This window comes from Gordonia sp. 34D, from assembly GCF_056682775.1.
Window position 1 is genome coordinate 2,412,242 of the sequence record NZ_CM155293.1, and the last position, 23,731, is coordinate 2,435,972.

The following is a 23,731-nucleotide window of genomic DNA, read 5'->3' on the forward strand; positions in this document are numbered from 1 at the left end:
GGACCGTAATATCGGACGTGCAGCGGGTAACGAAACGTCGTTTCTGGGCGATGAAACGTGGGACAACTAACTTGGGACCATTGCCTACGTGACGTAGCCTGGAACCTAAGTACGCATGTCGGGTGTGTCGCCGAGAAGGCACGACCGCCGCCCGAAACGAATCACCCCCGACCAGAGGAACCCCGATGGCACGTCAACTCACACAACTCGAACTCCTCACAGAGTTGGAGCCGACCGCTGAGGCCAACGTCAATCGTCACCTCAAGACGGCCCGCGATTGGAACCCCCACGACTACGTTCCGTGGGACGAAGGCAAAAACTACGCAGCACTCGGTGGCACCGACTACGACCCCGAGCAGTCGCCCCTTGACGAGGTCGCCAAGGCCGCGATGATCACCAACCTGCTGACCGAGGACAACCTGCCCTCGTACCACCGGGTGATCGCCGAGAACTTCTCGATGGACTCCGCTTGGGGCCACTGGGTTGGTCGTTGGACCGCTGAGGAAGACCGTCACGGTATCGCCATGCGCGACTACCTGGTCGTCACCCGCGGCGTCGATCCCGTGGCGCTTGAAGAAGCCCGCATGATCCACATGACCAACGGCTACGACCCCATCCTCGCCGCCGCCGACCGCGCCGACGAGATGCGCGCCAGCGGCGAAGAGATCGGTCTCCTGCATTCGGTCGCGTACGTGACCTTCCAGGAACTCGCGACGCGCGTGAGCCACCGCAACACCGGCAAGGCGTGCAACGACCCGGTCGCCGACCGCATGCTGCAGCGCATCGCCGCCGACGAGAACCTTCACATGATCTTCTACCGCAACATCTGCGGTGCGGGCATGGACATTTCGCCCGACCAGACGCTGCGCGCAGTGACTGACATCGTGACGAACTTCCAGATGCCGGGCGCGGGCATGCCGAACTTCCGTCGCCACGGTGTGCTGATGGCCAAGCACGGCATCTACGACCTCCGCCAGCACCTCGACGAGGTCATCGCGCCCGTCCTGCGTAAGTGGAACGTCTTCGAACGCAACGACTTTGGTTCGGACGGTGAACGCACTCGCGACGAGCTGGCTGCGTTCCTCGAGCAGCTCGACAAGGACGCGACGCGCTTCGAGGAAATGCGCGATCGTGCGCTCGCCCGCGAGGCAGCTAAGCGAGAGAAGCAAGCGTCCTGACCACCTCAACACCAACCGCCCCGGCGCCTTCAATCACCACCGAAGGCGCCGGAGTCGTGTCTGAACTCGCTGATCGCAAACCACTGCGGATCGGCAAGATCGAACTCGGTAGCCCCGTCGTATTGGCACCGATGGCTGGCGTCACCAACGTCGCTTTCCGCGTGCTGTGCCGCGAACTCGAACTGGCGCGCACCGGCACCGTCTCCGGCCTGTACGTGTGCGAAATGGTGACGGCGCGGGCCCTCGTCGAACGGCATCCGGTGACGATGCACATGACAACGTTCGATCCGACAGAGACGCCGCGGTCCATGCAGCTCTACACCGTCGACCCCGAATACACCTATCAAGCAGCCAAGATGATCGTCGACGAGAACCTCGCCGACCACATCGACATCAACTTCGGTTGCCCAGTCCCCAAGGTCACGAAAAAGGGCGGCGGCTCGGCGATCCCCTATAAGCGTCGCCTGTTCCGCAACATCGTCGCCGCCGCCGTGCGCGCCACCGAGGGCACCGATATTCCGGTGACCGTGAAGTTCCGCATCGGGATCGACGACGACCACCACACGCACCTTGACGCCGGTCGTATTGCCGCCGAAGAGGGCGCCCAGGCGGTGGCCCTGCATGCGCGAACCGCGTCGCAGCGGTACTCCGGAACTGCCGTATGGGACGAGATCGCCCGGCTCAAAGAACACGTCACGTCCGTCCCGGTCCTCGGCAACGGTGACATTTTTGAAGCCGACGACGCCGTCCGCATGATGGAGCAGACCGGGTGCGACGGGGTCGTCATCGGCCGCGGCTGCCTCGGGCGCCCGTGGCTGTTCGCCGAGCTGTCGGCCCGCCTGCGCGGAGTGGAATGCCCCACACCCCCGAACCTCGGTGAAGTTGCCCAGATCATGATTCGTCACGGCGAACTCCTCGCCGCCCACCACGGCGAAATGAAGGGCATGCGCGAAATCCGCAAGCACGTCGCGTGGTATCTGCGCGGGTTCCCTGCGGGGTCGGACTTGCGATCGTCGCTCGCGCTGGTCAAAACGCTCGACGACCTGCACGAACTTGTCGACGCCCTACCGAAGGACACGCCGTTCCCCGCCGATGGGCACGGTCCCCGCGGACGGCAGGGCTCGCCAGCGGCGGTGGCACTGCCCGAGGGATGGTTGGACGACCCCGAAGAGGACGTGGTACCCGAAGACTCCGAGACCTTGGCAGCGGGCGGCTAACCGCGCCATCGTGTCCCGAGGCGTAGGAAGTTCTCAGGCACGCCGATTAATATGTGCCAAACGCCGTTGTTCCCAGGACACTGTTGCTAATGGTCGCTGCGGCGACCGGCGCTCCCCGATGCCAGAAGAGAAAGTAGTGCTGTGAGTTCTGACCGCCCCGACTCTCCCGAGTCGCCCGACGACCAGCCGGCCCAGCCCCGGCGACCTCGTCGTGCACGGGAGTCCGGGACGTACGACTTCCGCACCCGCTTCGGCACTCCCGGCAGCACCCCGCCCGCGCCCCGGAGCGCCGGACCGACCGACCCTCGCCGCAATGTCCCCGCTCCCGGCGGACCAGGCCAGCGTGCCGAAGGCTTGCGTGAACCAGCCGCCCGCGAAGGCTATGTGCGCCCCCGCGGACGGCTGACGGTCCGTCAGCTCATGGAGCAGATGGGCGTCGACGACACCGCCACCCCCGAATCGGCGGACCGCTACGCGGCACCGAGCCAGCGCGCCGGGTCCCGCCCGCAACCGCCGCGGCGTCGACCCACACCGCCGCCCGTGCCGCCAGTGCAGCCGCCAGCGTCTGCCGAAGTAACGCAGATGATTCCGGCAGTGACCGACGATCCCGCAGTCGACCTGTCCGACACGGCGACCGCAGCCCGACTGTCTGAGGAATCGCGCGGACAACGTCAGGCCCCGGCACCGGAAACACGGGTGACGCGCAGTCCCGCGGCGATGGACGAGGACGCCGAACCCGAGGCCGTCGACGAACCACGCAAACGTCGGCGTCCCCTGGAACCCACGCCCGACCTCACCGCCGCGTTCGAGAAGATCGGCGGCGGTCGACGCAGCCTGACCGCCAAGCAGCGCACCCGGAAGGCGGCCACAAACGGTGGTCGTATTTTGTTGGGCTTGGCGTGCCTGCTGTCGCTCGTCGGTACCGGCTACGTCTGGAACTTGAAGCGCGGGTGGAATGGCGGCTGGAACGTCGTCAACGCCCTCGACCCCAACAGTTCCAATATCCGTAAACCGCAGGATCAGAACGGCGACGAGACGTACCTCATCGTCGGCACCGATTCCCGTGCAGGCAAGAACTCCAAGGTTGGTGCCGGTGACGCGTCGTCCGTGGAGGGCGCCCGCTCCGACACCGTCCTCCTGGTGAATATCCCGGCCGACCGCAGTCGCGTCGTTGCCGTTTCTTGGCCGCGTGACCTGGCCGTCGACCGGCCCGAATGCCAAAGCTGGGACAACACCACAGCGTCGTACTCCGGCACACTCGAGGCTGCGAGCGGAGTGAAGCTGAACGGCGTGTACGCCGACGGTGGCCCCAACTGCCTGGTGAAGACGCTGACACAGATCAGTGGCCTCAACATCAACCACTTCATCGCCATGGACTTCTCCGGCTTTGAGCAAGTGGTCCGCACCCTCGGCGGTGTCACTGTCTGCTCCACCGTTCCCCTTTACGACTACGAACTCGGCACCATCCTCCGCAAGGCAGGCACCAAGAAGCTGACCGCGGGACAGGCTCTCAAGTACGTTCGTGCACGCCATATCTCGGCCGAAGGCAACGGCGACTACGGTCGTATCAAACGCCAACAGTTGTTCATGTCGTCGCTGCTGCGGTCGTCGCTGTCGAGCGACGTGCTGTCGAATCCGTCGAAGCTGAACAAGATCGTCCAGACGTTCATCAAGAACAGCTACGTCGACAATGTTGATACCGACTCGCTCATTCAGCTCGCCGAATCGATGCAGGGCATGGAAGCCGGACGCGTCACGTTCCTCACCGTTCCGACGGCTGGCACCACGACCGACGGTGAGAACAACGAGATTCCGCGCATGGAAGATATCGACGCGATCTTCAACGCCATCATCGACGACAAGCCCCTGCCCGGCGAGAAGAAGTCCAAGCCGGAGAGCACCACGAAGGCACCCTCGCCGCAGGCACCGGTCAAGAAGGAACTGACCGCACAAGACACGTCCAATGTCAGCGTCCGCGTCCTCAACGGCACCGACCAGTCGGGCCTCGCGACCAATGTGATGGAAGAACTCCTTCGCCAGGGCGTCAATGTGGGTGGTGTCGCCGATTCGTCGGAGAAGCAGACGTCGACTGTCGTGCGGTATGGCACGGGAGCGAAGGATTCGGCCGCGACTATCGCAAAGATGTTCCCGGGCGCAAAGATCCAGGCCGACAGTTCCGTGAAGGCGGGCGTCGAAGTGATCCTTGGAGCGGACTTCGCCGGAATTGAATCGATAGCGTCCGCACCTGCGGTCGGATCCACCTTGACTGTCAGTGAACTGCCTGCCCACGTCGGCAACAGCGACCTTCCGAACGACTTGTCGGTCACCAACGCTGGCGATACCACCTGCACGTAACGGCCTGTTGTTGCCGGTACTCGTCGTCCGCCAAGAGTTAACGACGACTTCACCCTGCCCTCGTTGAGAAGCTAAACAGCTTCCGTAAAGTTGGCATTATGCGTGACGCTTATCAGGAGCAGATGACTGCACTGAACACGGTTCTCGGCGACATGGTCGACAAGGTTGGCATTGCCATGGCCCAAGCTACCCAGGCCCTCCTCGAGGGGGATTTGGAGTTGGCCGAGAAGGTGATTTCCGACCACGATGCAGTCGCCGAGATGTCTGCCAAGGCCGAGGATCAGGCTTTCGGGTTACTCGCCTTGCAGGCACCGGTGGCCGGCGACTTGCGGTCGGTGGTCAGTGGTTTCCAGCTGGTGTCGGAGATCGACCGAATGGGTGCGCTCGCTTTACATGTCGCGAAGGTCGCACGCCGCCGGCATCCGGCGAAAGTCCTTCCTGACGAGGTGCAGGGCTATTTTGAAGAGATGGGCCGCTTGGCGGTCGAAGTGGCGCAGAACGCGCGACGGGTTTTGGAGAACCAGGATTACCACGACGCGTTGAGCTTGATGGACGACGATGACGCCATGGATGACCTGCATCGTCACCTGTTTACGGTAATGATGGACCGCGAGTGGGGCCACGGTGTTGCCGCCGCCGTCGACGTGACCCTGTTGGGTCGCTACTACGAGCGCTTCGCCGACCACGCCGTCCTCATCGCCCGCCGCGTCGTCTTCCAGGCCACCGGAAAAACTCCCGAGCAACTTCTCGAAGCCAGCTAGTCCCGCCGTCGTTCCGCGCGGCGTTCGCGTTCCGCGCTCCGCGCAAGTTCCGCTTTTCTGTCGCGTTTCGGCCTACCCGTCACCGATCCATGCATTTGGCGACGGTTGTGCAGCAGATTTTCAGCTAGCGGTGACAGAAAAGTTCCAAAACCGGTCTCCGGGCCCAACCCAAGTTCGGCGCAACGTTAGGTAAGCGCCGTAGGTTCGACGCGTCGTCGAACGTCTGAATCTGCACCTTTCTGTCGCATACGACGGTCCTGCGTCGGCCCAACCGTCACCGATCTGGCCCTTTGGTGATGATTGGGTCGAATCGTGACAGAAAAGTGCAGATCGGGCGCGGCGCGAGGCCGATCGGGCGCAGAACGACGCGGCGCGGGGCGGCCGGGGACGAACGACGACGGCCGCCGGACCCGAAGGTCCGACGGCCGTGTTGCGTTGCCGTTACGACTATCCGCCGTTGAAGGCGGGCTTGTAAGGCCGGCAGGCGGCACCGCGGAGGAAGCCGCAGGGCGGTGCGTTACCCGGGACGGAACCCGAGATCACCGGGAGTGTCGCGAACGAACCGCTCAGGTCGATCGTGTCGACAACCTTGCCACCGGTGCGGAGGGTCTCGAACTGCCATGCTGGCAGATCGCCGCCGGGCGCGGACACCAGGATGCGGATCCGGTTCCCCTTACGGAAGCCGTGCATGATCGGGTTCAGCGCAACGGTCATCAGGTTGAATCCGTCAGCCATCGGGACCTGGCGGTAGTAGTCCGGCGCGGTGCCGTCACCGCGGAACGTCGACCGCAGCACACCGGTCGACACCGACGTCTCGTTGCCTGCCTTGTCGACCTCGGTGACCGTGACCTGAAGGTCGGTGACGGGTGCGGAACTCTTGACACGTAGCGTCACCGAGCCGTTGCCCAGCATGATCTTGTCGCTCGGCAATGGTGCACTGATGAATCCCAGGCCACTGCGGCCGGGCGCCTGCTGCCAGTTGTAGTCGGGATTGATACCCCACGCTGCGGCGGTGTCGGTCGATGCGTCCTTGAGCGTGTTCATCGGCCGGTTAGCGGGATTCGGGTTGAACGACACTTCGCCGCCCGTCGCCGAAGTACCCAGCTTGCCCTTGGCGTTGAGGTGCATCTTCTCGGTGCTCGACGGCCAACCGTTCAGCGACTTCTGCCACGGCGACGACAGTCCACCGAATCCGGCCGAACCGCCACCGTTGTCGAACAGGGCCCACAATCGCGGGGTGTTCGCCTTGAAGCGTGCCTTGGCGTCAGCGACCGAGGTGGAGTTGCTAAACCGCATGTTCGGAATCGTCTGACCCGGTGCACCGGTGGCCGCAGGGAAGACTGCGGTTCCGAGCGGCTGCATCTGCGGCGGCGTGTGCGGCACCTGATCGGCAACGAAAATCTGCAGGAACTCGGCCCAGCGCGACATGATCTGCGGTCCGAGCGAATCAAAGTGGTGGCCGTTGATGATGTTGACCCACACGTTGGGGTTGTGGTCGAGGTGCGGAATGACGTTAACCCAGTTGGCGCCGGTCTGCTCATCTTGGCCTGCGCCAACGAGGAACACGGGGACGTCAATCTTCTCGGCCCAGTCAGCGATCGACCGGTCGCGGTAAATCTGGGCTGCACGCGTCGGGTTGTCGCGGATCAGCTTGAAGGCGTTAAGAGTCTGCAGACGGAGCTTCTGGTTGTTCTTGCAAACCTTGTCGCCGCCGTTGACGCGGGCGATGGCCCACGGCTGGCCACCCTTGGGTGCAGGCTGCGCGTTCTGGACCCGTTCCTTGAGCCAGGTGTTGGCGAAGCCCTTGTTGTAGATACCGCCGGGCAGACCGGTGGAGTACAGGTCATCGGTGGTGCTCATGGGGGCGATGGCTGCCAGGTGCGGTGGGCGGGTGCCCGCGGCGTACATCTGTGAGATTGCCGAGAACGAGATGCCGACCATGCCGACCTTGCCGCCCTTGACCCAGTTCTGGCGGCCAAGCGTCTCGATGATGTCGTAGGCATCGAACGCCGCCGCGTCGTCGAAGAGTCCGAAATCGCCACCGCTGCAACCTGATCCACGCATCTGCACGCTAACCGAAGCGAAGCCCAACATTTGCGGGGCGAGGGTTGCGCCAACGATGACCGACGACGCCGGCGCCAGCGGATCCTTCACGCCGAGCTTTTCGCCAGCGGCACCGACAATCAGGTCGCCGGGAGCGGCATTCTGGTAGCCCGAGTACTCGATTACGGTCGGGAATGGACCGTCGGACAGCTTCTTGCCGATCGGGAGACGAACGGTTGCGGCGATCGAGATGCCATCACGCATGGTGACATAGTTGAGCCCTTCGTGCAGCTTCTGGCCGTACAGTGACGGGTTCGGCGGCGGGGAGTCCTTGCTGGTCACCGCAACCGGTGCCGCGCTGATGCCCTTGCCAACGAAGCGGTACTGGCCGGGTTGCAAGTCGCGCACGATCAGCGAACCGAGTTTGTCGGCGACACCCGAACCAGCCTGGTTTCCAGCCGAGTCGACGAGCGTCAACGAGGTACCTGGCCGAGCATCGGTCAGGTACGCCTGACTGACACCTCCGCCAACATGAACGCGCTGCGCGGCAGCGGCGTCTGGCGCCGCGTTCACGCTCGCGACTGTTACTGCGAGAACGGCTGCCGTGGCCACCGTTGAGCGCAGGCCGAATTGGCCTTTGAACACTTTCATCCCCGATCTTGTTCGATGCCCCGCCAATGTCGGGGCCTTGCACTGCTATCGCTTGATGTATCCGAGCATCAGTTGCACGCCGCCGTCGGCGATTCGCTGGGCCACCTTGCGGTCGCCGGTACTCAAATAGCTGAGGGTCATGCCGTCTGTCATTGCGACGACGATCGTCGACAGTTCTTCTGCAGGCAGGGTCCATACTGTGCCGGTGGTTTCCGCGGCCACGGTTAAGAGTCCGCCAACAAGTTCGTAGTAGCCCCGATAGAGCTTGTCCGCTAGGTGTGCCAGGTCGTCGGTTCGCTGAGCGTAGAGCGCCAGTTCGACGAGTGCATGTTCGCGATCTCGGTTCTCGATGAGGTCGTGTAGGAAAACATCGAAGGCACCTTCGAGTACATCGGTGATGCTCATTTTGGCGGTGGAGAGCACCTGGGAGGCTTCGCTCAGCCAGGTGTCCATCGCTGCGAGTTCTTGTCCGATGCCGTATTCGACGACGGCGGCCAGGAGTTCGGCGCGCGAGTCGAAGGCGTAGAAGAGGCTCGATTGGCCGACATTGGCCTCCTCGGCGATCCGGCGGGTAGTGGCTGCTTCCACTCCGTCGCGCGCAATAACGCGCATGGTCGCGCTGATCGCGGCCTCGCGTCGCTGCTGAACTGTGAGCCTAGCCATGTCGCCTTCAAGTTGATCGTTTGATCGATACGATGTCTTCTCGTGACGGTAGTCACTGGGGATGGGAATGGCAAAACCCCGGCCGCGCAGGGGGCGCGACCGGGGTTTTGTCGTTACGGAGCGTGCGTTCGGACTAGCCGAATCGACCCGAAATGTAGTCCTCAGTCTCCTTGCGGACCGGGTTGGAGAACACCTCGCGAGTGGCCCCAACTTCCACCAACTGCCCCGGCTGACCTGCACCGGAAAGGTTGAAGAAAGCCGTCTTATCGCTAACGCGGGCAGCTTGCTGCATGTTGTGCGTAACGATGACGATCGTGTAATTGCTCTTCAATTCGGCAATCAGATCTTCGATAGCCAACGTCGAAATTGGGTCAAGTGCCGAGCAGGGCTCGTCCATTAAAAGCACCTCGGGCGAGACTGCGATCGCGCGCGCAATGCACAGTCGCTGCTGCTGCCCACCCGACAGTCCACCGCCCGGCTTGTCGAGGCGGTCTTTCACCTCATTCCACAGGTTGGCACCCCGCAGGCTGGCCTCGGCAACCTCGTCAAGCTTGGCCTTATCGCGCACCCCGGCCAGTTTCAGGCCGGCGACGGCGTTGTCCCGAATCGACATGGTGGGGAACGGATTGGCCCGCTGAAAAACCATGCCGATACTGGTGCGAACTGCCACCGGGTCGACGTTTTTGCCGTACAGGTCCACATCGTCCAACTTCACGGTGCCGGTCGCGTAGGCGCCGGGCGTCACCTCGTGCATGCGATTCAGCGTGCGCAGCACCGTCGATTTACCGCAGCCCGACGGGCCGATGAAAGCGGTCACCGATTTCGGCGCGATCCTCACCGACACGTCCTTCACCGCGTGAAAGTCGCCGTAGTAGACGTTGAGATCTTCTAAAGTCAGGCTCTTAGCCATTAGCTCTTCTCCATTCGGGGTCCAGTAAACCGGGCCAGCACCCGAGCGAGGACATAAACGATTGCAACCGCGATGACCAGGGTTAAGGCCGCACCCCAGACTGTCTCGTAGCCGCTTGGACCCTTGTTGTAGTCCTGCAGCATCATCAGCGGCAACGACTGCTGGTTGCCGACAAACGGATTCAGGTTTGTCGCCTGGGTGGCACCGACCAGGATCAAGACCGGTGCTGATTCCCCCATCACGCGAGCGATCGCCAGCATGACGCCGGTGATGATGCCCGACATCGCGGTCGGGAGGACCACCCGCAGGATCGTCTTCCACTTCGGCACACCCAACGCGTACGCGGCCTCACGGAGGTCTTGCGGGACGATCTTCAACATTTCTTCGGTCCCCCGGATCACCAGCGGCACCATGAGCAGCACCAACGACAGCGCGACGGCAAAACCGGAGCGCGGCATATCGAAGGTGGTGCGCCATACGGCGTAGATGAACAGTGCGGCGACGATCGACGGCACGCCGGAGAGGACGTCGACCATAAAGGTGGTGATTCGAACCAGCCGTTTGCTGGTGTCGGCGTATTCGACGAGATAGATCGCCACCAGAACACCGAGCGGGATACCAACGACAGCAGCGATTCCCGTCTGGATCAGGGTGCCGAGGATGGCATTGACGGCTCCGCCGTACCGTTCAGATTGCGTCCACCAGCCGATGTCCAAAACCGGCCCGATACCGCGGGAAATCAGGGTGTAGACGAGCCACCCGAGCGGCAGGATCGCCACGACCACCGACGCCATCACGGCACCGCGGACGAGGCCGTCGGTACCGCGTCGTCGGCCAGATAATTGTTGAGTCAGTTCCACTGTCTCTCCTTGACTCAGGCCCGACGGGCGATGACGCTGCGCGCCGCCGCATTCACGATGAACGTGAGGGCAAACAGGACGAGGCCTGCGGAAATGTAGGCACCCGTCTTGACGGGTGAATCGAACTCGGCGGCGTTGTTCGCGATCACCGTGGCTAGCGTCTGGCCGCTTTCGAGCAGATTGAAGTTGATTGGACCGGCGGCCGAAATAATCAGGAGCAGCGCCATCGTCTCACCGAGCGCACGACCGAGGCCGAGCATGGCACCACTGATGTAGCCGGAGAAGCCGAAGGGCAAAACCGCGTAGCGAACCACTTCCCACTGCGTGGCACCGAGGGCCTGCGCGGCCTCGCGGTGACCGCGCGGCGTCTGGGCAAAAACTTCCCGGGTCACGCCGGTGATGACCGGCAGGATCATGATCGCCAGCACGATGCCACCGGTCAGCAGGGTGCCGCCGGTCGACATGTTTGCCGCGTTCTCTGGCTGTTTGAAGAACGGGAGAAAGCCCAGGTTGTCGACGAGCCACTGGTTGGGCCCCACCATGGCTGGCCCCAACACGAGGATGCCCCAAAGCCCGTAGACGATGGATGGGATCGCGGCCAACAGGTCGACGATGTAGGCAACCGGACCGGCAATCCTCTTCGGCGCGTATTCGGTGACGAACAGTGCCACACCGAGGGCGATCGGCATGGCGATGATCAGGGCGATCACGGCCACGAGGACCGTCGCATAGAACTGCTGCGGGATACCGAACTTGATGGTTTCGCCCGACACTTCCCACGTACCGGTGTACGCGAAGAAGTTCGCCGAGTTCTTCACCAGCGACGGGATCGCCTGAATCAGCAGGAACAGGGCGATCAGGCCGATGACAATCGACACCAGGAGACCAGAGCCCGTGGCGAGTCGGGACATGATTTTGTCGCCGATGCGCGAGATCGTCGAACCGGTGAGGGCGCTCGGCTCGGCGGTCTTCCGCTGGCCGGGGCCCCCAACATCGGGAAGTTGATGCTGGGGGCCGGCGACCGCGTCGGACACGGCCGGGCCCGCGTCACCGTCGGGACGCATGGTCACGGGAGTGTCCGACCTGGTCACAGCGCGTCGATCGTTCCGCGAAGCTTGGTCTTGAAGGCTTCAGGCAGCGGCACGTAGCCGAGCTTGTCGAGGCCTTCCTGACCCTTGTCGAGGATGGTCGTGAACGATGCCTTGAGGTTCTTCGAGACCTCGGCATCGGCGTAGCCGGTGGAGCAGACGATCTCGTAGGTCGTCAGGACCAGCGGGTACGCACCGGCTTCTTTCAGCGTGTAGAGCGCGCTGGTGTCAACGACGAGGTCCTTGCTGTCGGGCTTAACGAACTTGGCGGCGTCGAGCGCTTTACCTGCGGTCTCTTTGGTCAGTTCCGTGGCACCAGCACCGAAGTCAATCGCGGCGACGGACAGGTTGTTCTCAGTCGCGAAGCCCCACTCGACGTACGTGATGGAGCCTTCAGTCTTCTTGACCGTGTCACCGACGCCGGTCGACTTGGCTGCGCCCGAACCACCGTGACCCGTCCACTCCTTGCTGTGCTCGTACGGCCACTCCGTGGGAGCGGCGGTGTTGAGGTAGCGGGTGAAGTTGTCCGTGGTGCCCGAGCTGTCGCTGCGGTGCACGGGGATGATGGTCGACGACGGCAGCGTGGCGCCCGGGTTCAGGGCCTTGATGGCGGCGTCGTCCCACTTCGTGATCTTGGAGTCGAAGATCTTCGCCAGGACCGGAGCGTTGAGGTTGAGCTTGTCGACGCCGGGAACGTTGAAGGCGATGGCGACCGGACCGGCAACCAAAGGCAGGTGCCACGCGTCGTTGCCCCCGCAACGCGTCTTGGCAGATGCCACTTCAGCGTCCTTGAGCGGCGAGTCGGAGCCCGCGAAGTTGACGTCGCTGGCAAGGAATTTCTTGACGCCGTCGCCCGAACCGGATCCGGTGTAGTCGAGGATCGCGCCGTCGTTGTCGGTCAGCACGCTGGAAAAGTGTTCCATCGCCTTCTGCTGCGCGGTCGAACCCTCACCGGTGATCGTGCCGGTTGACGAGTCGCCTCCACCGCAAGCGGTGAGGACGATGGAGGCTGCAGCAAGGCCTGCTACAGCGATGCCCGCATTGCGGGCGAGCTTGGGGGACGCGCTCATGTCGGTGGTGTCGCCTTTCATCTGTTCAGGTACGAGGCGAAAGTATCGACGCCCGGTTAGGACAGAGGAACGTGCGAGTTACGCATCGGGGAACAGTGCGGACCGCAACATGAACGGTTGGTGTTTGCCCGGTGTCACCCGGTCTGACGTCGGTCACCCCCGCTCCCAGCCCCCGTTCCGCGGGCTCCGCCCGCCGTTCTCGCATGATGCGTTGATTCCCGCACTACGTCGGACATAGTGCGGGAATCGACGCATCATGCGAGAACGCCGCGAGGGAGGAGCGGAGGAGAAGGCCGGCGAAGGCTAAGCGCGACGGTAGGCGATGTCGGCGGTGTAGCGGGTGAAGCCGAGGCGTTCGTAAGTGTGCAGGGCGGCGGCGTTGTCGCCTTCGACGTACAGTTCCACTTCCTTGAGCAGCGGACCGTCGTCGTCGGTCAGCGCGGCCATGTAGTGCAAGCCAGCCAAGGTGAGTAGCGAACCGAGTCCGCGACCCTGGGCTGCGGAGTCCACACCCACGATGTACACCTCGCCGAGTGCCGGTTCGTCGCCGACCGCGGGATGGATCTTGGTCCAGTGAAAGCCCAACAACTTCGCAGGGTCGGTGGAGTCGAAGGCCAGGAACACCCCGGCGGGATCGAACCAGTCCGCGCCGGTGCGCTCGTCGATCTCCGCCTGGGTCCAGCCGCCTTGCTCCGGATGCCAGGAGAAGGCGTCGTTGTTGACGCGCAAAATTTCCGCGTCGTCGGCGGGCCCAGCGTAGGTCCGTACGACGATGTCGTCGCGCTCGGGAATCTCCGGCAAGGGCTGGGCACCGGCCTCCACCGACACTGGCCGACGCAACTGCAACAGTTCACGCGCCCGCTCCAAGCCCAAAGCGGCGGCGACAAAGGTTGCGGCAGGCAAGTCGCCATGGGCCCACACCTGCGGTTTCTCCGACCCCGGCACGCCCTCGGCTGCGGACAGCGCCGCATCAACCAGGGCACGACCTTCGCCGCGTCCACGGAACTCCGGGTCGACGACGGCTTCCACCATCGCTGCGCCCCCATCGCGGGCGGCAATCACGTTGGCGTAACCGTGCTCGGACAACAGGTGCAGGTCGGCGCCGGACGAGATCGCGAACCGCGCCTGCTCGGCGAGCGGCGCAATGCCGTCGACGCGTTCGGCGCGCTCACACAGGTCGCGGGCAAAGGCGACGTCCGCCGCGCTTAGTGCGTCGGCAACAATTCGGGGCTCACGGTGCTCACTCATCACCGTCCAATGTATCGGCCGAATCCGACCGTGGGCCGGGACTCGCCTGCCCGGACCCGTCGCGTTCACTGCGGCGCGACGGCTTCACCGCCTTGTAACCAACATTGCGGACCGTACCGATCAGCGACTCGTGGTCGCTGCCGAGCTTGGCGCGCAGTCGTCGCACGTGGACGTCGACGGTGCGGGTGCCACCAAAATAGTCGTAACCCCACACTTCGTGGAGCAGTTGAGCACGAGTGAACACCCGGCCTGCGTTCATGGCGAGGAACTTCAGGAGCTCAAATTCCTTGTATGTCAGATCGATGGGCCGACCGCGTAGTCGTGCGGTGTACGTCGACTCGTCAATCACCAGCTCACCGAGCGTCACCTTGTCTTGTGGCTCGTCGATGGTGCCGTTGGCGCGTGTGGTGACCAGGCGCAGTCGGGCGTCCAATTCGGCGGGCCCGGTACTGGGCAGCAGGAAGTCGTCGATGCCCCAGTCGGCATTCACTGCGACGAGTGCACCCTCGGCGACGACGGCCACCACGGGGGCCGTCCCGGTGTCGGAAACGAGCCGACACATGGTGCGGGCAGCACTTAAATCTGTGCGAGCGTCCACCAAAATTGCTTGCGGCTCACCCAATTGCACCAGCGCTGATGTCTCTGCGGGAAGCAGAGCTACGCGGTGCGGAAGCAAGGAGAGTGATCCCAGGACAGCTTCGGCAGTTTGCTCGTCGGTCAACAGCAACAGGTCCACGTATGACTCCAATCAAGTCGTGGCTCAGTTGTTGGGCTGTCGATCGACGCTGGTCGCAGCTCCCGGTAGTGAGTGCCTCGTAAAACGAGAAACACTAGTGACAGAATAGCGCCGATGCCCGAAACATCCTCCCTCACCCCAAAGCGCGCGCCCCGTCGCTTCCTGCAAGCGGCCGCGTGGGCCCTCGTTGTCGTCGTCGTTGGCGCCCTGGTGGCGCTGGTGGTCAACGACTTCTCCGCGTCCCGCGCCGAGCATCGGTTGGCGCGCGCCATCCAGGCATCACCGGGAGTTCCCTTTGAGCCCGACGTGATCTTGGGCGGCTTCCCTTTCTTGGCGCACAAGAGTTCCGGCGAGTTCAGCTCGGTCCTTATCAGTGCCGCTGGCGTACCGATCGGCGGATGCGCGGACACACCGCGTTGCACATCGACCGTCGATGCACGACTGCACTCGGCGACGCTGGGCAACACTTCCAACATCGGGCCGGAGACTGTGCTGCACGCGACGTCGATGACGGCTGAGACGCGCATCGACTCCCCCACCCTTGGTCGCCTCATGGGCATCATCGATCTCTACGTCAATACGCCAGCCCCCGAAGATAAGGCTGGCGGCGGCGGTCCCGGCGACGGTCTTCTCGAGCGCACCGAGGGCATCATGATCAGCGGCACCGTACCCCTGCCGGGCTCACCGGAGACGCAGAATGGCTTTCCGCCGTCAGCTGCCGCCTATACCGCGCCGAAAGTAAAGGTCAGCGTCTCGGCGAAGGTCTCGGTAGTTGACGGTCGTATCCGGATTGAGGCGACGGACTTCTACAACGGACCAGAGGAGCACTACTCCGCGGACGTTCCACAGGAGTTTCGCTCAGCGGTATTAAAAAGGTTTTCAACCACCCTCCCAGCCCTCCAAATGGCATGGGGAGCGACCGCAAAACACGCCCTGAGCAGGGGAAGCGACTTGGTCGCCATCGGGGAGACCCCAGCGGTTGCCGTACGCGGAATTGACTACGCAAATCCGCTCCCCGCTGGCCCCTAAATTCCTGTTGTAGGGTCGTTCACATGCAGCACCGGGGTCGGTAAAACAACGTCTCCTTGTGCCACAAACCCGCGATTTTCCCATGCCGTCATCTGCAGTTTTGTCGTGCAGTGACCCATCGAAAGGAACCACCATGGCACGCTCCGATGTGCTCGTCAGCGCTGATTGGGCTGAAGAGAATCTGAACACCGACAACGTCGTATTTGTTGAGGTCGACGAAGACACCTCGATCTACGACACGAACCACATCCCGGGCGCCATCCGCCTCGACTGGCGCAAGGACCTGCAGGACGGTCTGCGTCGCGATTTCCTGGACGCCGACCAGTTCGGTGCCCTGCTGAGCGAGCGCGGCGTCGCCAACGACGACACCGTGGTTCTCTACGGCGGAAACAACAACTGGTTCGCCGCTTACGCCTACTGGTACTTCAAGATTTACGGCCACAAGGACGTCCGTCTGCTCGACGGTGGCCGCAAAAAGTGGGAACTCGACGGTCGCACGCTGAGCAGCGACGATGTCACCCGCGCAGCCACCAACTACGTTGCCCAGGCCGCAGACACCTCAATCCGCGCCTTCCGCGACGAGGTCATCAACTCGATCGGCTCCAAGAATCTGGTTGACGTTCGCAGCCCTGACGAGTTCTCCGGCAAGATTGCCGCACCGGCTCACTTGCCGCAGGAACAGGCACAGCAGCGCGGCCACGTCCCGAGCGCTATCAACATCCCGTGGTCGTCGACCGCCAACGAAGACGGCACCTTCAAGTCCGACGACGCCCTGACTGCCCTCTACGCAGACAAGGGTTTCGACGATTCGAAGGAAACGATCGCGTACTGCCGCATTGGCGAGCGTTCGAGCCACACCTGGTTTGTGCTGCAGGAACTCCTCGGCAAGACCAACGTCAAGAACTACGACGGCAGCTGGGTCGAGTACGGCTCTTTGGTCGGCGCCCCCATCGAGCGCTAAGCGCTTCTACCAATACTTCAGTCCCCCTTAACTGAAAGTCTCTGAGAGGACTTACGACATGTGCGCAGCACCTAAGCAGGGTCAGACCCTTCCGGCTGGCGTTGATACCGAGAAGGAAACCGTTCTGACCGGTCAGGTCGTCGACGGTTCGGGCAACCCCGTCGCTGGCGCCTTTGTGCGTCTGCTCGACGGCACCGGCGAGTTCACCGCCGAGGTTGTCGCTTCGGCCACCGGCGATTTCCGTTTCTTCGCCGCTCCCGGCACCTGGACTCTGCGTGCGCTGAGCTCGCAGGGCAATGGCGATGTCACCATCGCCCCCGAGGGCCCCGGCGTTCACAACCAGGACGTCACCGTCTCCAAGTAGCTCTATCTTCCGCCTGTGCCTTCGAGTCGCAGACGGTTCCAAGTCGCAGTGCCCCTGTCCGCGTTCGCGGGTTGGGGCACTGTGCGTTTTGCTGTGCTTTTCTCGGGCTGAGGGTTTGGCCAACGGGCGTAACGTGGACATCACGCACAAATCGCCACGTCCTAGAAGGAGCCAGCCATGTCCGCCACCCTCGCCGAGGTCCTCACCGTCGAACATCACGCGATTGATGCGGGCATCGAGAAGTTCGTGGCGGCGTCGCCTTCGGGAAACGTCCGCGAGTGGGCGGCGCCCCTCACCGAGGCGATGAATGCTTTGCGCAGGCACATCTATTTGGAAGAGGAGCTGGTATTTCCGCAGCTCCGCAACGGCCCGCTGATGATGCCGATCATGGTGATGCTCAACGAGCACGGCGAAATGTGGCGCCGCATGGCCGCCCTCGACGAACAATTGTCGGCCGACGACGTCGACCAAGAGCCCACGCGAAGCACCGTCGTCGCGGAATGCAGCGCGATGCTTGAACTTCTCGACAATCACAATTCCAAAGAAGAGCCGGTGATCTACCCGCACCTCGACTCCGACATGGACGACGATTCCCAAGCCTTCCTCCGCGACTTCCTCACCGACGGCACCACCCCCGAAGGCTGGGAACCCGCCCGCGCCGCCGGGTAGGTCGCGTTCGCGTACTTCGCTGGTTCTCGCTCCGTCTGTGCGGGAGCAAGAGTCAACGAAGTACGCGAAGACCTAAAGGACGACGCCCCAGCGCGGCAGATTCTGGCGCAAGTGAGCTTCCAACGTCCGCGTCACAAGGTGCTCCCACCACCAGCGGATCACCCCGAGGCCGAGGTCGCGGAGTTTGTCTTCGCGGATCTTCTCCGCGGTCACCGCGTCTTCAGGATCGGTGCCGGGCTTGAGCAGTGTGCGTCGGTACTTTTTGAAACCGTCGAACTCCCCAACGGCTTTTCCTTCCCAGTCGTAATCACAGAAGACGATCGCGCCGTCTCGCAGCTCGTACTTCGATTGCAGGATCGGTACGGGCAGACCACATTCGATGATCTGCGCGCGACTCCACGACTCGCCAGGATTGTCCGACAGTCCGTTTGCGTAAGCCAAAGCGTGTCGCGCAGCGGCTACACCATGGCGAGGCCCCATCAGACGACGCTCGAGTTCTTCCCTGGCGACGCCGGCGCGCAGAGCACTGTCGAAGACCGTGAGAATCTGCGCAAAGTCGGAGAGGGAGAGCGCGACGTCGACGGCAGTCCTGGCGAGGCTAGTGACGCGGACTCCACCGACTACGGTGACGTCGTCTTCGTCGAGCAGACCTGCATGGACCATGCGGCCCTCGATGAGCTTCCCACCAGCAGATCGGCCGTTGGTGATATGGATTGTTCCGAGATCCGGCAGGAGCAACTGCAAGCCAAGCAACGACGCTGCCGACTGATGGCTGAGTGTCCGTCCACCGTCGGGCGCATTTCTTTCAAGACCGATCGCTGCGGCCAGCGATCGGCGCCGGAACAGTTCACGCTTACGTTCTCCAGGATCCTCGGGCAGGTCCTTGGCACGCACATAGACGCCTCGTCCAACAGGCAGGATCCACTGTTGTCGAATCGCCCGATTCATTTTGGCCTCGCTCACTCCCGAGTCGAGTGCCAACGTCCGCCAGATCAGCCCGTGCTCATCCATTCCCCGCATACATACTTAGACGCAGCCGAGCCCAATCCGGTTCCATCGCTATCCGCAGGCTCCGGCACTCCGCGAGCGAGCAGCACCCGACGACGGAGTTCGCGTAGTTCGCTGGTTCTCGCTCCGTCTGTGCGGGAGCGAGAACCAACGAACTACGCGAACGCCCTACGACTACCCGCTACCCGCTACCCGCACGACTACCCGCCGGGTTACCGCTTTATCAGCGGACTTCGGACCACGTGGGCGCCGCTGGCGCGGTCGGCGGCGTCGAAGAAGTCTTCGCGGTAGATGTCGCGCGGGAAGAGTCGGGCCTTCATCAGGGCACGCATGGTGTCTTCGACCATGGCGGGGTTACCGCAAATGTAGGCGACGTTGCCGCCAGCGCGGGGAAAGTCCTCAGTGAGCAGGGCGGGGACGCGACCCTGCCGACCGTCGAACTCCTCCCGGGAGACGGCGGGACGGTACGAGAACCAGTCACGCTCGTCGGCCAGTTCTTGGAACCAGTCGCGGTCGTAGAGGCCGTCGCCCATCGCGACACCGTGGTAGAGCACCACCTCGTGTTCCCACTCCCCTTCCTCATCTTCGATCGCCATGACGGTCTTGAGGATCGACACCAGCGGTGCGAGACCGGTGCCGCTGCCGAGTAGCAGCAGGGGCTTGTCGCGGTCGGGCCGAAAGTAAAACTTTCCATACGGTCCGGACAGCGAGACGGCGTCGGAAACTGCCAAGGTGTCGAAAACCCAGCCGTCGGTCGCGACACCGTTCTCGGTCCGCTTGATGTGCAGTTCGATGCGCTGCGGATCGTGCGGCGAGCTCGCAATCGAATACGGGCGGTTGTCGCCGTCGGGCAGGTTGAGCTGCACATACTGGCCTGGATTGAAGTTCAACGGCTCATCGAGTTCAATCACCAGACGACGCACGTCGGGTGCCACCTCGTCGAGGATCTCCACGGTGCCCGTGAAGTCGCGGACGGGATACATGGTGATCCCCTCCTCGATCTCCACGTCGCCTTCGATGACCACGTCCGACCGCGGCGTCGCCACGCACATCAGCGCGGCCCCGTCGTCCCGTTCACTCTCCAAGAGTGCGTACGGCGACGCATCGCCGTAGTCGATGGTGCCGTCGAGCACCTCCGCCTTGCAGGTTCCGCACGTCCCGTGAGTACAGGCGTGTGGCAACCAGACGCCGTTGCGGAGGCAGGCGTCCAGGATCGACTGGTCCTCACGGCAAGTGAGCTCGGTGCCGAGCGGCTCCACCGTGATCGTGTGGGTTGTGGTCATCGAACGCTCCGATCAGGCAGTAGTGAACTTCAACAGCGCCTTGTGGCCGACGCCGAGATCCTTCAACGACGACGTCCCGTCCCCGGGGTCGAAGGCGTCGTCGAACAGCTGCCAACTCGCGATCGACGCCGGATCAAATTCCGGGTCGGTCGAGGCAAAGGGCACCACCATTTCGGAGACGAAGTCGTTGAAACTCATCGCCTGCGGTGCCCGGAAGCAGCCAGCAGAACAGAACAGCGGATTCCCGAGCCAGTGCACGTAGAGGAGTTGATCCTCACCGAAGATTTCGGCACGGTCGGCCGCGGGATACTTGTAGTCGTAGAGAGCCTTGACAGCCATGGCTTAAGCCTCCTGGTTCTGCGTCTGGTTGGTGTCCGGGTGCCACTCCTGCCACGAAACGTGGTCGGGCGAACCCTTGTACTCGCCGTTGTCGCCCTCTTGGATCCCGTACCAGTCGAGCACCTCGGGGACTGTCGGACCGCCGCAACTGCCCTGGTAGATCTGGTGCACAGGCAGCCACGCTTGGACGTATTTCTCGGGTTCGCGCTCAAAGATCCACTGACAGCCATCGCTGCAGGTGTGGTAGGTCTCGCCTTCGTATTCGCTGCGGCGGAACGAGATCTTCGTCGGATCGTCCGCCTCGGTGAACGCCATCGGCACCTGGCACACCTGGCACAGTTGCGGCAGGCCCTGGAAGAACACCCGACCGCCAGCTTCCTCGATCTTGCGGTGCTTTTCCCAGTTGGGGCCGTAGTGCTTGTCGAAGGTTTCGCCGTACTGCTCCGACAGCCACTTCATGTGGTCGGGCGTCGGGACCTGCGTGGTGAACGACGCCGCGAACGAGAAGTTGTGCAGGATCTTGTAGACCTCGTGCGAGAGCTTGTCCTTCTCGGCGATGGCGTCCTTGACGTGGCGCGGCGGCTTGATGCCGTAGAACTCCAAGTCTGGGAACAGTCCGCCCAGCATTTGCTCCTCGAAGTACAGCTCGAAGGCTTCCTTCCAGCTCATAACCGGCTTGGGAAGCATGTAGTCCATCATTCCGGCGACCAGCGCCGACATGCGGTACGCACGCCAGAACCACTTGTCGATCCATTCCTGGATGATCGGCACATTGTCTTCGTCCTGCTCCAGCAGGAACTTGATCGCTTCGAGGCCGAGGGTCATGTGCCGGCTCTCGTCCGACTGCGCCGAGAACCCGAACGACATGGTCGGCATGTCGCCATTGAAACTCGCACCCGACATGAACGGCACAAACAGCAGATTGGTCAGCAAGTATTCGAAGCTGAACGAGATCGAGATGAGGAACTCGAACGGACCGGCGGTCATGGCGTCGTCGAACAGCGATTTCGGCACCGACAGGTACCAGACGCGGTCGTGCATCTGCGACCACGAGTGGAAGCCCGAGTAGTACTTGTTGTAGTTGCTGATGGTGTGGATCTGGGTCTGGCAGTGACGCAGTTCGTCGACGCTCTGACACAGGGCGGCGAACCGCGGGGCTGGCCCTTCCAGGTAGCGCGCGAGGTACGCGAAGTGCCGGTGCGCCTGGTATTCGAGTGGGGTGACTCCCTGAATGAACAGTTTGATCGCGTTCAGATACGACGCGTCCGAGACCGTCAGGTGCCCTTGGCTCTGGGCGAAGCCATCGAGGACGGCGTACAGGCGCTTGTCTTTCTCCGCCTGGTACTTGTAGTACGCGTCGACGGTCAGGCGGAAGGGATCTTCCCAGCCATCCCAGTCATGGACCTTGATGCCTTCGTAACGCGTGTACGGGTAAAGGTCTTCGTGCTTGACGTACGACGGTTCCCAGTCGAGGTCGCGGGTCAACAGCGAATAGCGCTTCTTGAGCGGGAGCTTCTTGGGACGGTTTGGGGCTTTGGCGGTAGTCATTGTGGATGATCTCCTTGGTGGCTCGGCAAGCGGGATGGGCGGGTCAGTGTTCCCAGGCGACGACGATTTGGTCGTCGTCCCATTCGGCGAAGTTGCCCGTGTAGGTGACGATGGCGAGCTGAAACTCGCCGGTTTCCCATTCGCGTCCGAGCTGGGCTTCAACGGTTTCGCGGTTGATGACGATTTGGCCGGGGGCTGATAGCTTCACCAACCCGGGCAACTGCCGGACGCTGACCTCGGGATTGTCGGCCCGGATGGCGGCAACGAGTGCCCGGTTCTCTTCGGATTCCTGTAGGTCGATGCCGACCTGTCGTACGGGGCGGGCTGCGGCGGTCATGCCGAAACCTCCATTCCAATGTTGGTGTCGATGACGGCGACGAGTGCATTGACTGCTTCGGCGGCACGGGTGCCCCACTTGGCTTCGAAGCCTTCCAAGATGGCGGTGTTGGCTTCACCGTGTTCGGGGTCGTTTCGCCACGCTTCGACGAGGGCGTCGAGCCACTTGCGCTGGTCGGCAAACCACTTGGTCAGGTACTGGGCGAACAGGCTGTAGGCACCGGCGCCACCGAGGAGGGCACGCTCGTCGAGCCCGCTGTAGATTGCCGGGTAAAGCAGCTTGTCGATCTGATCGATCGCGAGGATCCCTTCGGCCCAATCGCCCTCGACCATGATTTCTTCAACAAGGCGGCGGAGTGGCTGCATGTGGTCGGCCGTCATCCAGGTTTCTTTGGCCGCGGTGAGAACGTCGGCCGTGCCACTGCCCGCGCCGATACCGGCCCGGGAGATCATCTGCGCGTTGCCGATGCGGTCGAAGGCGGCGAAACTCGCGCACTGCGACAGCGATGAGCCGTAGGCAAACCGAGCTCCGGCGACGCTCACCAACTGTGCGCCAGCCTCGTAGTGACGCAACGGCACCACCACCTCGGCAAGGACCGCTTCCCATCCTTCGGGCAGCTTGGCCAGCAGGTCACGGTTCTCGAGGTAGCCGAGCGTCTTACCGAATTCATCGTGCAGCGCAGCCCGGTTGGTGACGTAGGGCGTGTAGTAGTAGCCCCGTGGGTCGGCGTACGTGTACGGGTCGGTGAGCTTCAGGACGCTGTAGTTGGCGTCGTACAGTTCGTGGTCCGGCGTCCAGGTTGGCCGGTAGTGGAAGTTTTCCCGCGGCTCAATATCGAGAGTCGCTTCCTGGTAGCGGGTCGCGGGTTCATCGCCGAATCGTTCGATGATGTTTTGGTAGGTCTGGCGCTTGGGTTCGATCGTTTGGTAGCGAAGTTCGAATTGCATCGAATCTCTCCTGCTCGAGATATCGGGGGGGAACGGGTTCGTCAGCCGGCAATGAGGTCGAGGACCAGCGCGGCCATCTCGTCTTCGCCTGCGAGGCGTCGAGATTGGGGTACGCCGCCGACAATGAGTTGGGCTGTCGCGGTGTGCCCGGAGACGACGGTTTCGACGCGGGCGCTGCGGCCGCCGTATCCGAGGGTGAAGGCCAATGCGCCCGGTCCGGTCTCGTCGACTAGCGAGATGATGCCGGTCGCCGGATCATCGACCAGGATTGCGTTGGCTTCGCTGACCAGTTGTTCGGCGAGCGAACGAATGATCACCTGGGTGTCGGCGGCTTCGGCGACGGTGACCTCTTCGCTGGGCACTGTGCGGGGCTCAACTTGTTCGCCGCCGTCGAGGAGTTCTTGCACCTGTTGCATGAAGGGGGTCATGCCTTCTCCGTTTCCGAGTTCAACTGAGTCGGACCTGT

Annotated in this window: 23 protein-coding genes; 8 read left to right on the plus strand and 15 right to left on the minus strand. The window is 63.0% G+C overall.

The window, feature by feature from the left end; all coding sequences use genetic code 11:
* The first annotated feature begins 185 nt into the window (after positions 1-185).
* The 4 genes from AC1L34_RS11165 (at position 186) to phoU (ending at position 5,511) form a co-directional block, all read left to right on the plus strand.
* Positions 186-1,178, plus strand: a complete 993-nt coding sequence (locus tag AC1L34_RS11165) for an acyl-ACP desaturase (protein WP_424324264.1) — start codon at positions 186-188, stop codon at positions 1,176-1,178.
* Positions 1,179-1,309: 131 nt separating this feature from the next.
* Positions 1,310-2,395, plus strand: coding sequence for a tRNA dihydrouridine synthase DusB (dusB, locus tag AC1L34_RS11170; RefSeq protein ID WP_424293605.1), 1,086 nt, complete (start codon positions 1,310-1,312; stop codon positions 2,393-2,395).
* Between the two features lie 141 nt (positions 2,396-2,536).
* Positions 2,537-4,750 (plus strand): LCP family protein, encoded by a 2,214-nt coding sequence (locus AC1L34_RS11175; protein WP_424321855.1) that lies wholly within the window; start codon positions 2,537-2,539, stop codon positions 4,748-4,750.
* Positions 4,751-4,848: 98 nt separating this feature from the next.
* Positions 4,849-5,511, plus strand: a complete 663-nt coding sequence (gene phoU, locus AC1L34_RS11180) for a phosphate signaling complex protein PhoU (RefSeq protein ID WP_424293709.1) — start codon at positions 4,849-4,851, stop codon at positions 5,509-5,511.
* 447 nt (positions 5,512-5,958) lie between these two features.
* Here the strand turns inward: phoU and AC1L34_RS11185 are convergent, their stop codons facing one another.
* The 8 genes from AC1L34_RS11185 to AC1L34_RS11220 all read right to left on the minus strand — a co-directional run bounded on the left by AC1L34_RS11185 (position 5,959) and on the right by AC1L34_RS11220 (position 14,780).
* Positions 5,959-8,127, minus strand: a complete 2,169-nt coding sequence (locus AC1L34_RS11185) for a CocE/NonD family hydrolase (RefSeq protein WP_424321854.1) — start codon at positions 8,125-8,127, stop codon at positions 5,959-5,961.
* 123 nt (positions 8,128-8,250) lie between these two features.
* Positions 8,251-8,868: a TetR/AcrR family transcriptional regulator gene (locus AC1L34_RS11190; protein ID WP_424295681.1), complete on the minus strand. Its 618-nt coding sequence runs from the start codon at positions 8,866-8,868 to the stop codon at positions 8,251-8,253.
* A gap of 133 nt (positions 8,869-9,001) precedes the next feature.
* Positions 9,002-9,778: a phosphate ABC transporter ATP-binding protein PstB gene (pstB, locus tag AC1L34_RS11195; RefSeq protein WP_424295679.1), complete on the minus strand. Its 777-nt coding sequence runs from the start codon at positions 9,776-9,778 to the stop codon at positions 9,002-9,004.
* Positions 9,778-10,638: a phosphate ABC transporter permease PstA gene (pstA, locus tag AC1L34_RS11200; protein ID WP_424321853.1), complete on the minus strand. Its 861-nt coding sequence runs from the start codon at positions 10,636-10,638 to the stop codon at positions 9,778-9,780. The genes pstB and pstA overlap by 1 nt, the downstream gene beginning before the upstream one ends.
* Before the next feature lie 14 nt (positions 10,639-10,652).
* Positions 10,653-11,702, minus strand: a complete 1,050-nt coding sequence (gene pstC, locus AC1L34_RS11205; protein ID WP_424295685.1) for a phosphate ABC transporter permease subunit PstC — start codon at positions 11,700-11,702, stop codon at positions 10,653-10,655.
* Between the two features lie 23 nt (positions 11,703-11,725).
* Positions 11,726-12,796, minus strand: coding sequence for a phosphate ABC transporter substrate-binding protein PstS (pstS, locus tag AC1L34_RS11210; RefSeq protein WP_424321852.1), 1,071 nt, complete (start codon positions 12,794-12,796; stop codon positions 11,726-11,728).
* A 303-nt stretch (positions 12,797-13,099) separates the two neighbouring features.
* Positions 13,100-14,044: a mycothiol synthase gene (gene mshD / locus AC1L34_RS11215; RefSeq protein ID WP_424294003.1), complete on the minus strand. Its 945-nt coding sequence runs from the start codon at positions 14,042-14,044 to the stop codon at positions 13,100-13,102.
* Positions 14,037-14,780 carry a winged helix-turn-helix transcriptional regulator gene (locus AC1L34_RS11220; protein WP_424294002.1) on the minus strand — a complete coding sequence of 248 codons (744 nt, stop codon included), beginning with the start codon at positions 14,778-14,780 and terminating at the stop codon, positions 14,037-14,039. Before AC1L34_RS11220 ends, mshD begins: the two co-directional genes overlap by 8 nt.
* Before the next feature lie 114 nt (positions 14,781-14,894).
* Between AC1L34_RS11220 and AC1L34_RS11225 the strand changes: the two genes are divergently transcribed.
* The 4 genes from AC1L34_RS11225 to AC1L34_RS11240 all read left to right on the plus strand — a co-directional run bounded on the left by AC1L34_RS11225 (position 14,895) and on the right by AC1L34_RS11240 (position 17,803).
* On the plus strand, positions 14,895-15,809 hold the full coding sequence (locus AC1L34_RS11225) for an LmeA family phospholipid-binding protein (protein WP_480034789.1): 915 nt from the start codon (positions 14,895-14,897) through the stop codon (positions 15,807-15,809).
* 133 nt (positions 15,810-15,942) lie between these two features.
* Positions 15,943-16,770, plus strand: a complete 828-nt coding sequence (locus tag AC1L34_RS11230) for a sulfurtransferase (RefSeq protein ID WP_424294000.1) — start codon at positions 15,943-15,945, stop codon at positions 16,768-16,770.
* 58 nt (positions 16,771-16,828) lie between these two features.
* A complete protein-coding gene (locus AC1L34_RS11235) occupies positions 16,829-17,134 on the plus strand; it encodes a DUF1416 domain-containing protein (protein WP_424293999.1) in 306 nt (101 codons plus the stop codon).
* A gap of 177 nt (positions 17,135-17,311) precedes the next feature.
* On the plus strand, positions 17,312-17,803 hold the full coding sequence (locus AC1L34_RS11240; RefSeq protein ID WP_424293998.1) for a hemerythrin domain-containing protein: 492 nt from the start codon (positions 17,312-17,314) through the stop codon (positions 17,801-17,803).
* 72 nt (positions 17,804-17,875) lie between these two features.
* Here the strand turns inward: AC1L34_RS11240 and AC1L34_RS11245 are convergent, their stop codons facing one another.
* The 7 genes from AC1L34_RS11245 to AC1L34_RS11275 form a co-directional block, all read right to left on the minus strand.
* Positions 17,876-18,814 (minus strand): hypothetical protein, encoded by a 939-nt coding sequence (locus AC1L34_RS11245; protein ID WP_424323321.1) that lies wholly within the window; start codon positions 18,812-18,814, stop codon positions 17,876-17,878.
* A gap of 209 nt (positions 18,815-19,023) precedes the next feature.
* Positions 19,024-20,094, minus strand: a complete 1,071-nt coding sequence (locus tag AC1L34_RS11250; RefSeq protein WP_424294074.1) for a 2Fe-2S iron-sulfur cluster-binding protein — start codon at positions 20,092-20,094, stop codon at positions 19,024-19,026.
* 12 nt (positions 20,095-20,106) lie between these two features.
* Positions 20,107-20,433 (minus strand): phenol hydroxylase subunit P4, encoded by a 327-nt coding sequence (locus AC1L34_RS11255; RefSeq protein WP_424294075.1) that lies wholly within the window; start codon positions 20,431-20,433, stop codon positions 20,107-20,109.
* A gap of 3 nt (positions 20,434-20,436) precedes the next feature.
* Positions 20,437-21,981, minus strand: a complete 1,545-nt coding sequence (locus tag AC1L34_RS11260; protein WP_424323322.1) for a YHS domain-containing protein — start codon at positions 21,979-21,981, stop codon at positions 20,437-20,439.
* Positions 21,982-22,024: 43 nt separating this feature from the next.
* The gene (locus AC1L34_RS11265) at positions 22,025-22,318 is read right to left on the minus strand and encodes an MmoB/DmpM family protein (RefSeq protein WP_424294077.1); all 294 of its coding nucleotides are present in this window, start codon (positions 22,316-22,318) and stop codon (positions 22,025-22,027) included.
* Entirely contained in the window at positions 22,315-23,265 is a 951-nt protein-coding gene (locus AC1L34_RS11270; protein ID WP_424294078.1) for a ferritin family protein, read from the minus strand. The genes AC1L34_RS11265 and AC1L34_RS11270 overlap by 4 nt, the downstream gene beginning before the upstream one ends.
* 41 nt (positions 23,266-23,306) lie before the next feature.
* Entirely contained in the window at positions 23,307-23,693 is a 387-nt protein-coding gene (locus AC1L34_RS11275; RefSeq protein WP_424294079.1) for a hypothetical protein, read from the minus strand.
* Positions 23,694-23,731 lie beyond the last annotated feature (38 nt).

Coding starts and splice junctions, on each gene's coding strand:
- AC1L34_RS11190 (WP_424295681.1), bottom strand. CDS start 8,868: ATGGCTAGGCTCACAGTTCAGCAGCGACGCGAGGCCGCGATCAGCGCG.
- AC1L34_RS11225 (WP_480034789.1), top strand. CDS start 14,895: ATGCCCGAAACATCCTCCCTCACCCCAAAGCGCGCGCCCCGTCGCTTC.
- AC1L34_RS11275 (WP_424294079.1), bottom strand. CDS start 23,693: ATGACCCCCTTCATGCAACAGGTGCAAGAACTCCTCGACGGCGGCGAA.
- phoU (WP_424293709.1), top strand. CDS start 4,849: ATGCGTGACGCTTATCAGGAGCAGATGACTGCACTGAACACGGTTCTC.
- pstS (WP_424321852.1), bottom strand. CDS start 12,796: ATGAGCGCGTCCCCCAAGCTCGCCCGCAATGCGGGCATCGCTGTAGCA.
- AC1L34_RS11270 (WP_424294078.1), bottom strand. CDS start 23,265: ATGCAATTCGAACTTCGCTACCAAACGATCGAACCCAAGCGCCAGACC.
- AC1L34_RS11255 (WP_424294075.1), bottom strand. CDS start 20,433: ATGGCTGTCAAGGCTCTCTACGACTACAAGTATCCCGCGGCCGACCGT.
- AC1L34_RS11245 (WP_424323321.1), bottom strand. CDS start 18,814: ATGGATGAGCACGGGCTGATCTGGCGGACGTTGGCACTCGACTCGGGA.
- AC1L34_RS11230 (WP_424294000.1), top strand. CDS start 15,943: ATGGCACGCTCCGATGTGCTCGTCAGCGCTGATTGGGCTGAAGAGAAT.
- dusB (WP_424293605.1), top strand. CDS start 1,310: ATGGCTGGCGTCACCAACGTCGCTTTCCGCGTGCTGTGCCGCGAACTC.
- AC1L34_RS11260 (WP_424323322.1), bottom strand. CDS start 21,981: ATGACTACCGCCAAAGCCCCAAACCGTCCCAAGAAGCTCCCGCTCAAG.
- AC1L34_RS11235 (WP_424293999.1), top strand. CDS start 16,829: ATGTGCGCAGCACCTAAGCAGGGTCAGACCCTTCCGGCTGGCGTTGAT.
- AC1L34_RS11250 (WP_424294074.1), bottom strand. CDS start 20,094: ATGACCACAACCCACACGATCACGGTGGAGCCGCTCGGCACCGAGCTC.
- pstB (WP_424295679.1), bottom strand. CDS start 9,778: ATGGCTAAGAGCCTGACTTTAGAAGATCTCAACGTCTACTACGGCGAC.
- AC1L34_RS11265 (WP_424294077.1), bottom strand. CDS start 22,318: ATGACCGCCGCAGCCCGCCCCGTACGACAGGTCGGCATCGACCTACAG.
- mshD (WP_424294003.1), bottom strand. CDS start 14,044: ATGAGTGAGCACCGTGAGCCCCGAATTGTTGCCGACGCACTAAGCGCG.
- AC1L34_RS11165 (WP_424324264.1), top strand. CDS start 186: ATGGCACGTCAACTCACACAACTCGAACTCCTCACAGAGTTGGAGCCG.
- AC1L34_RS11240 (WP_424293998.1), top strand. CDS start 17,312: ATGTCCGCCACCCTCGCCGAGGTCCTCACCGTCGAACATCACGCGATT.
- pstC (WP_424295685.1), bottom strand. CDS start 11,702: ATGCGTCCCGACGGTGACGCGGGCCCGGCCGTGTCCGACGCGGTCGCC.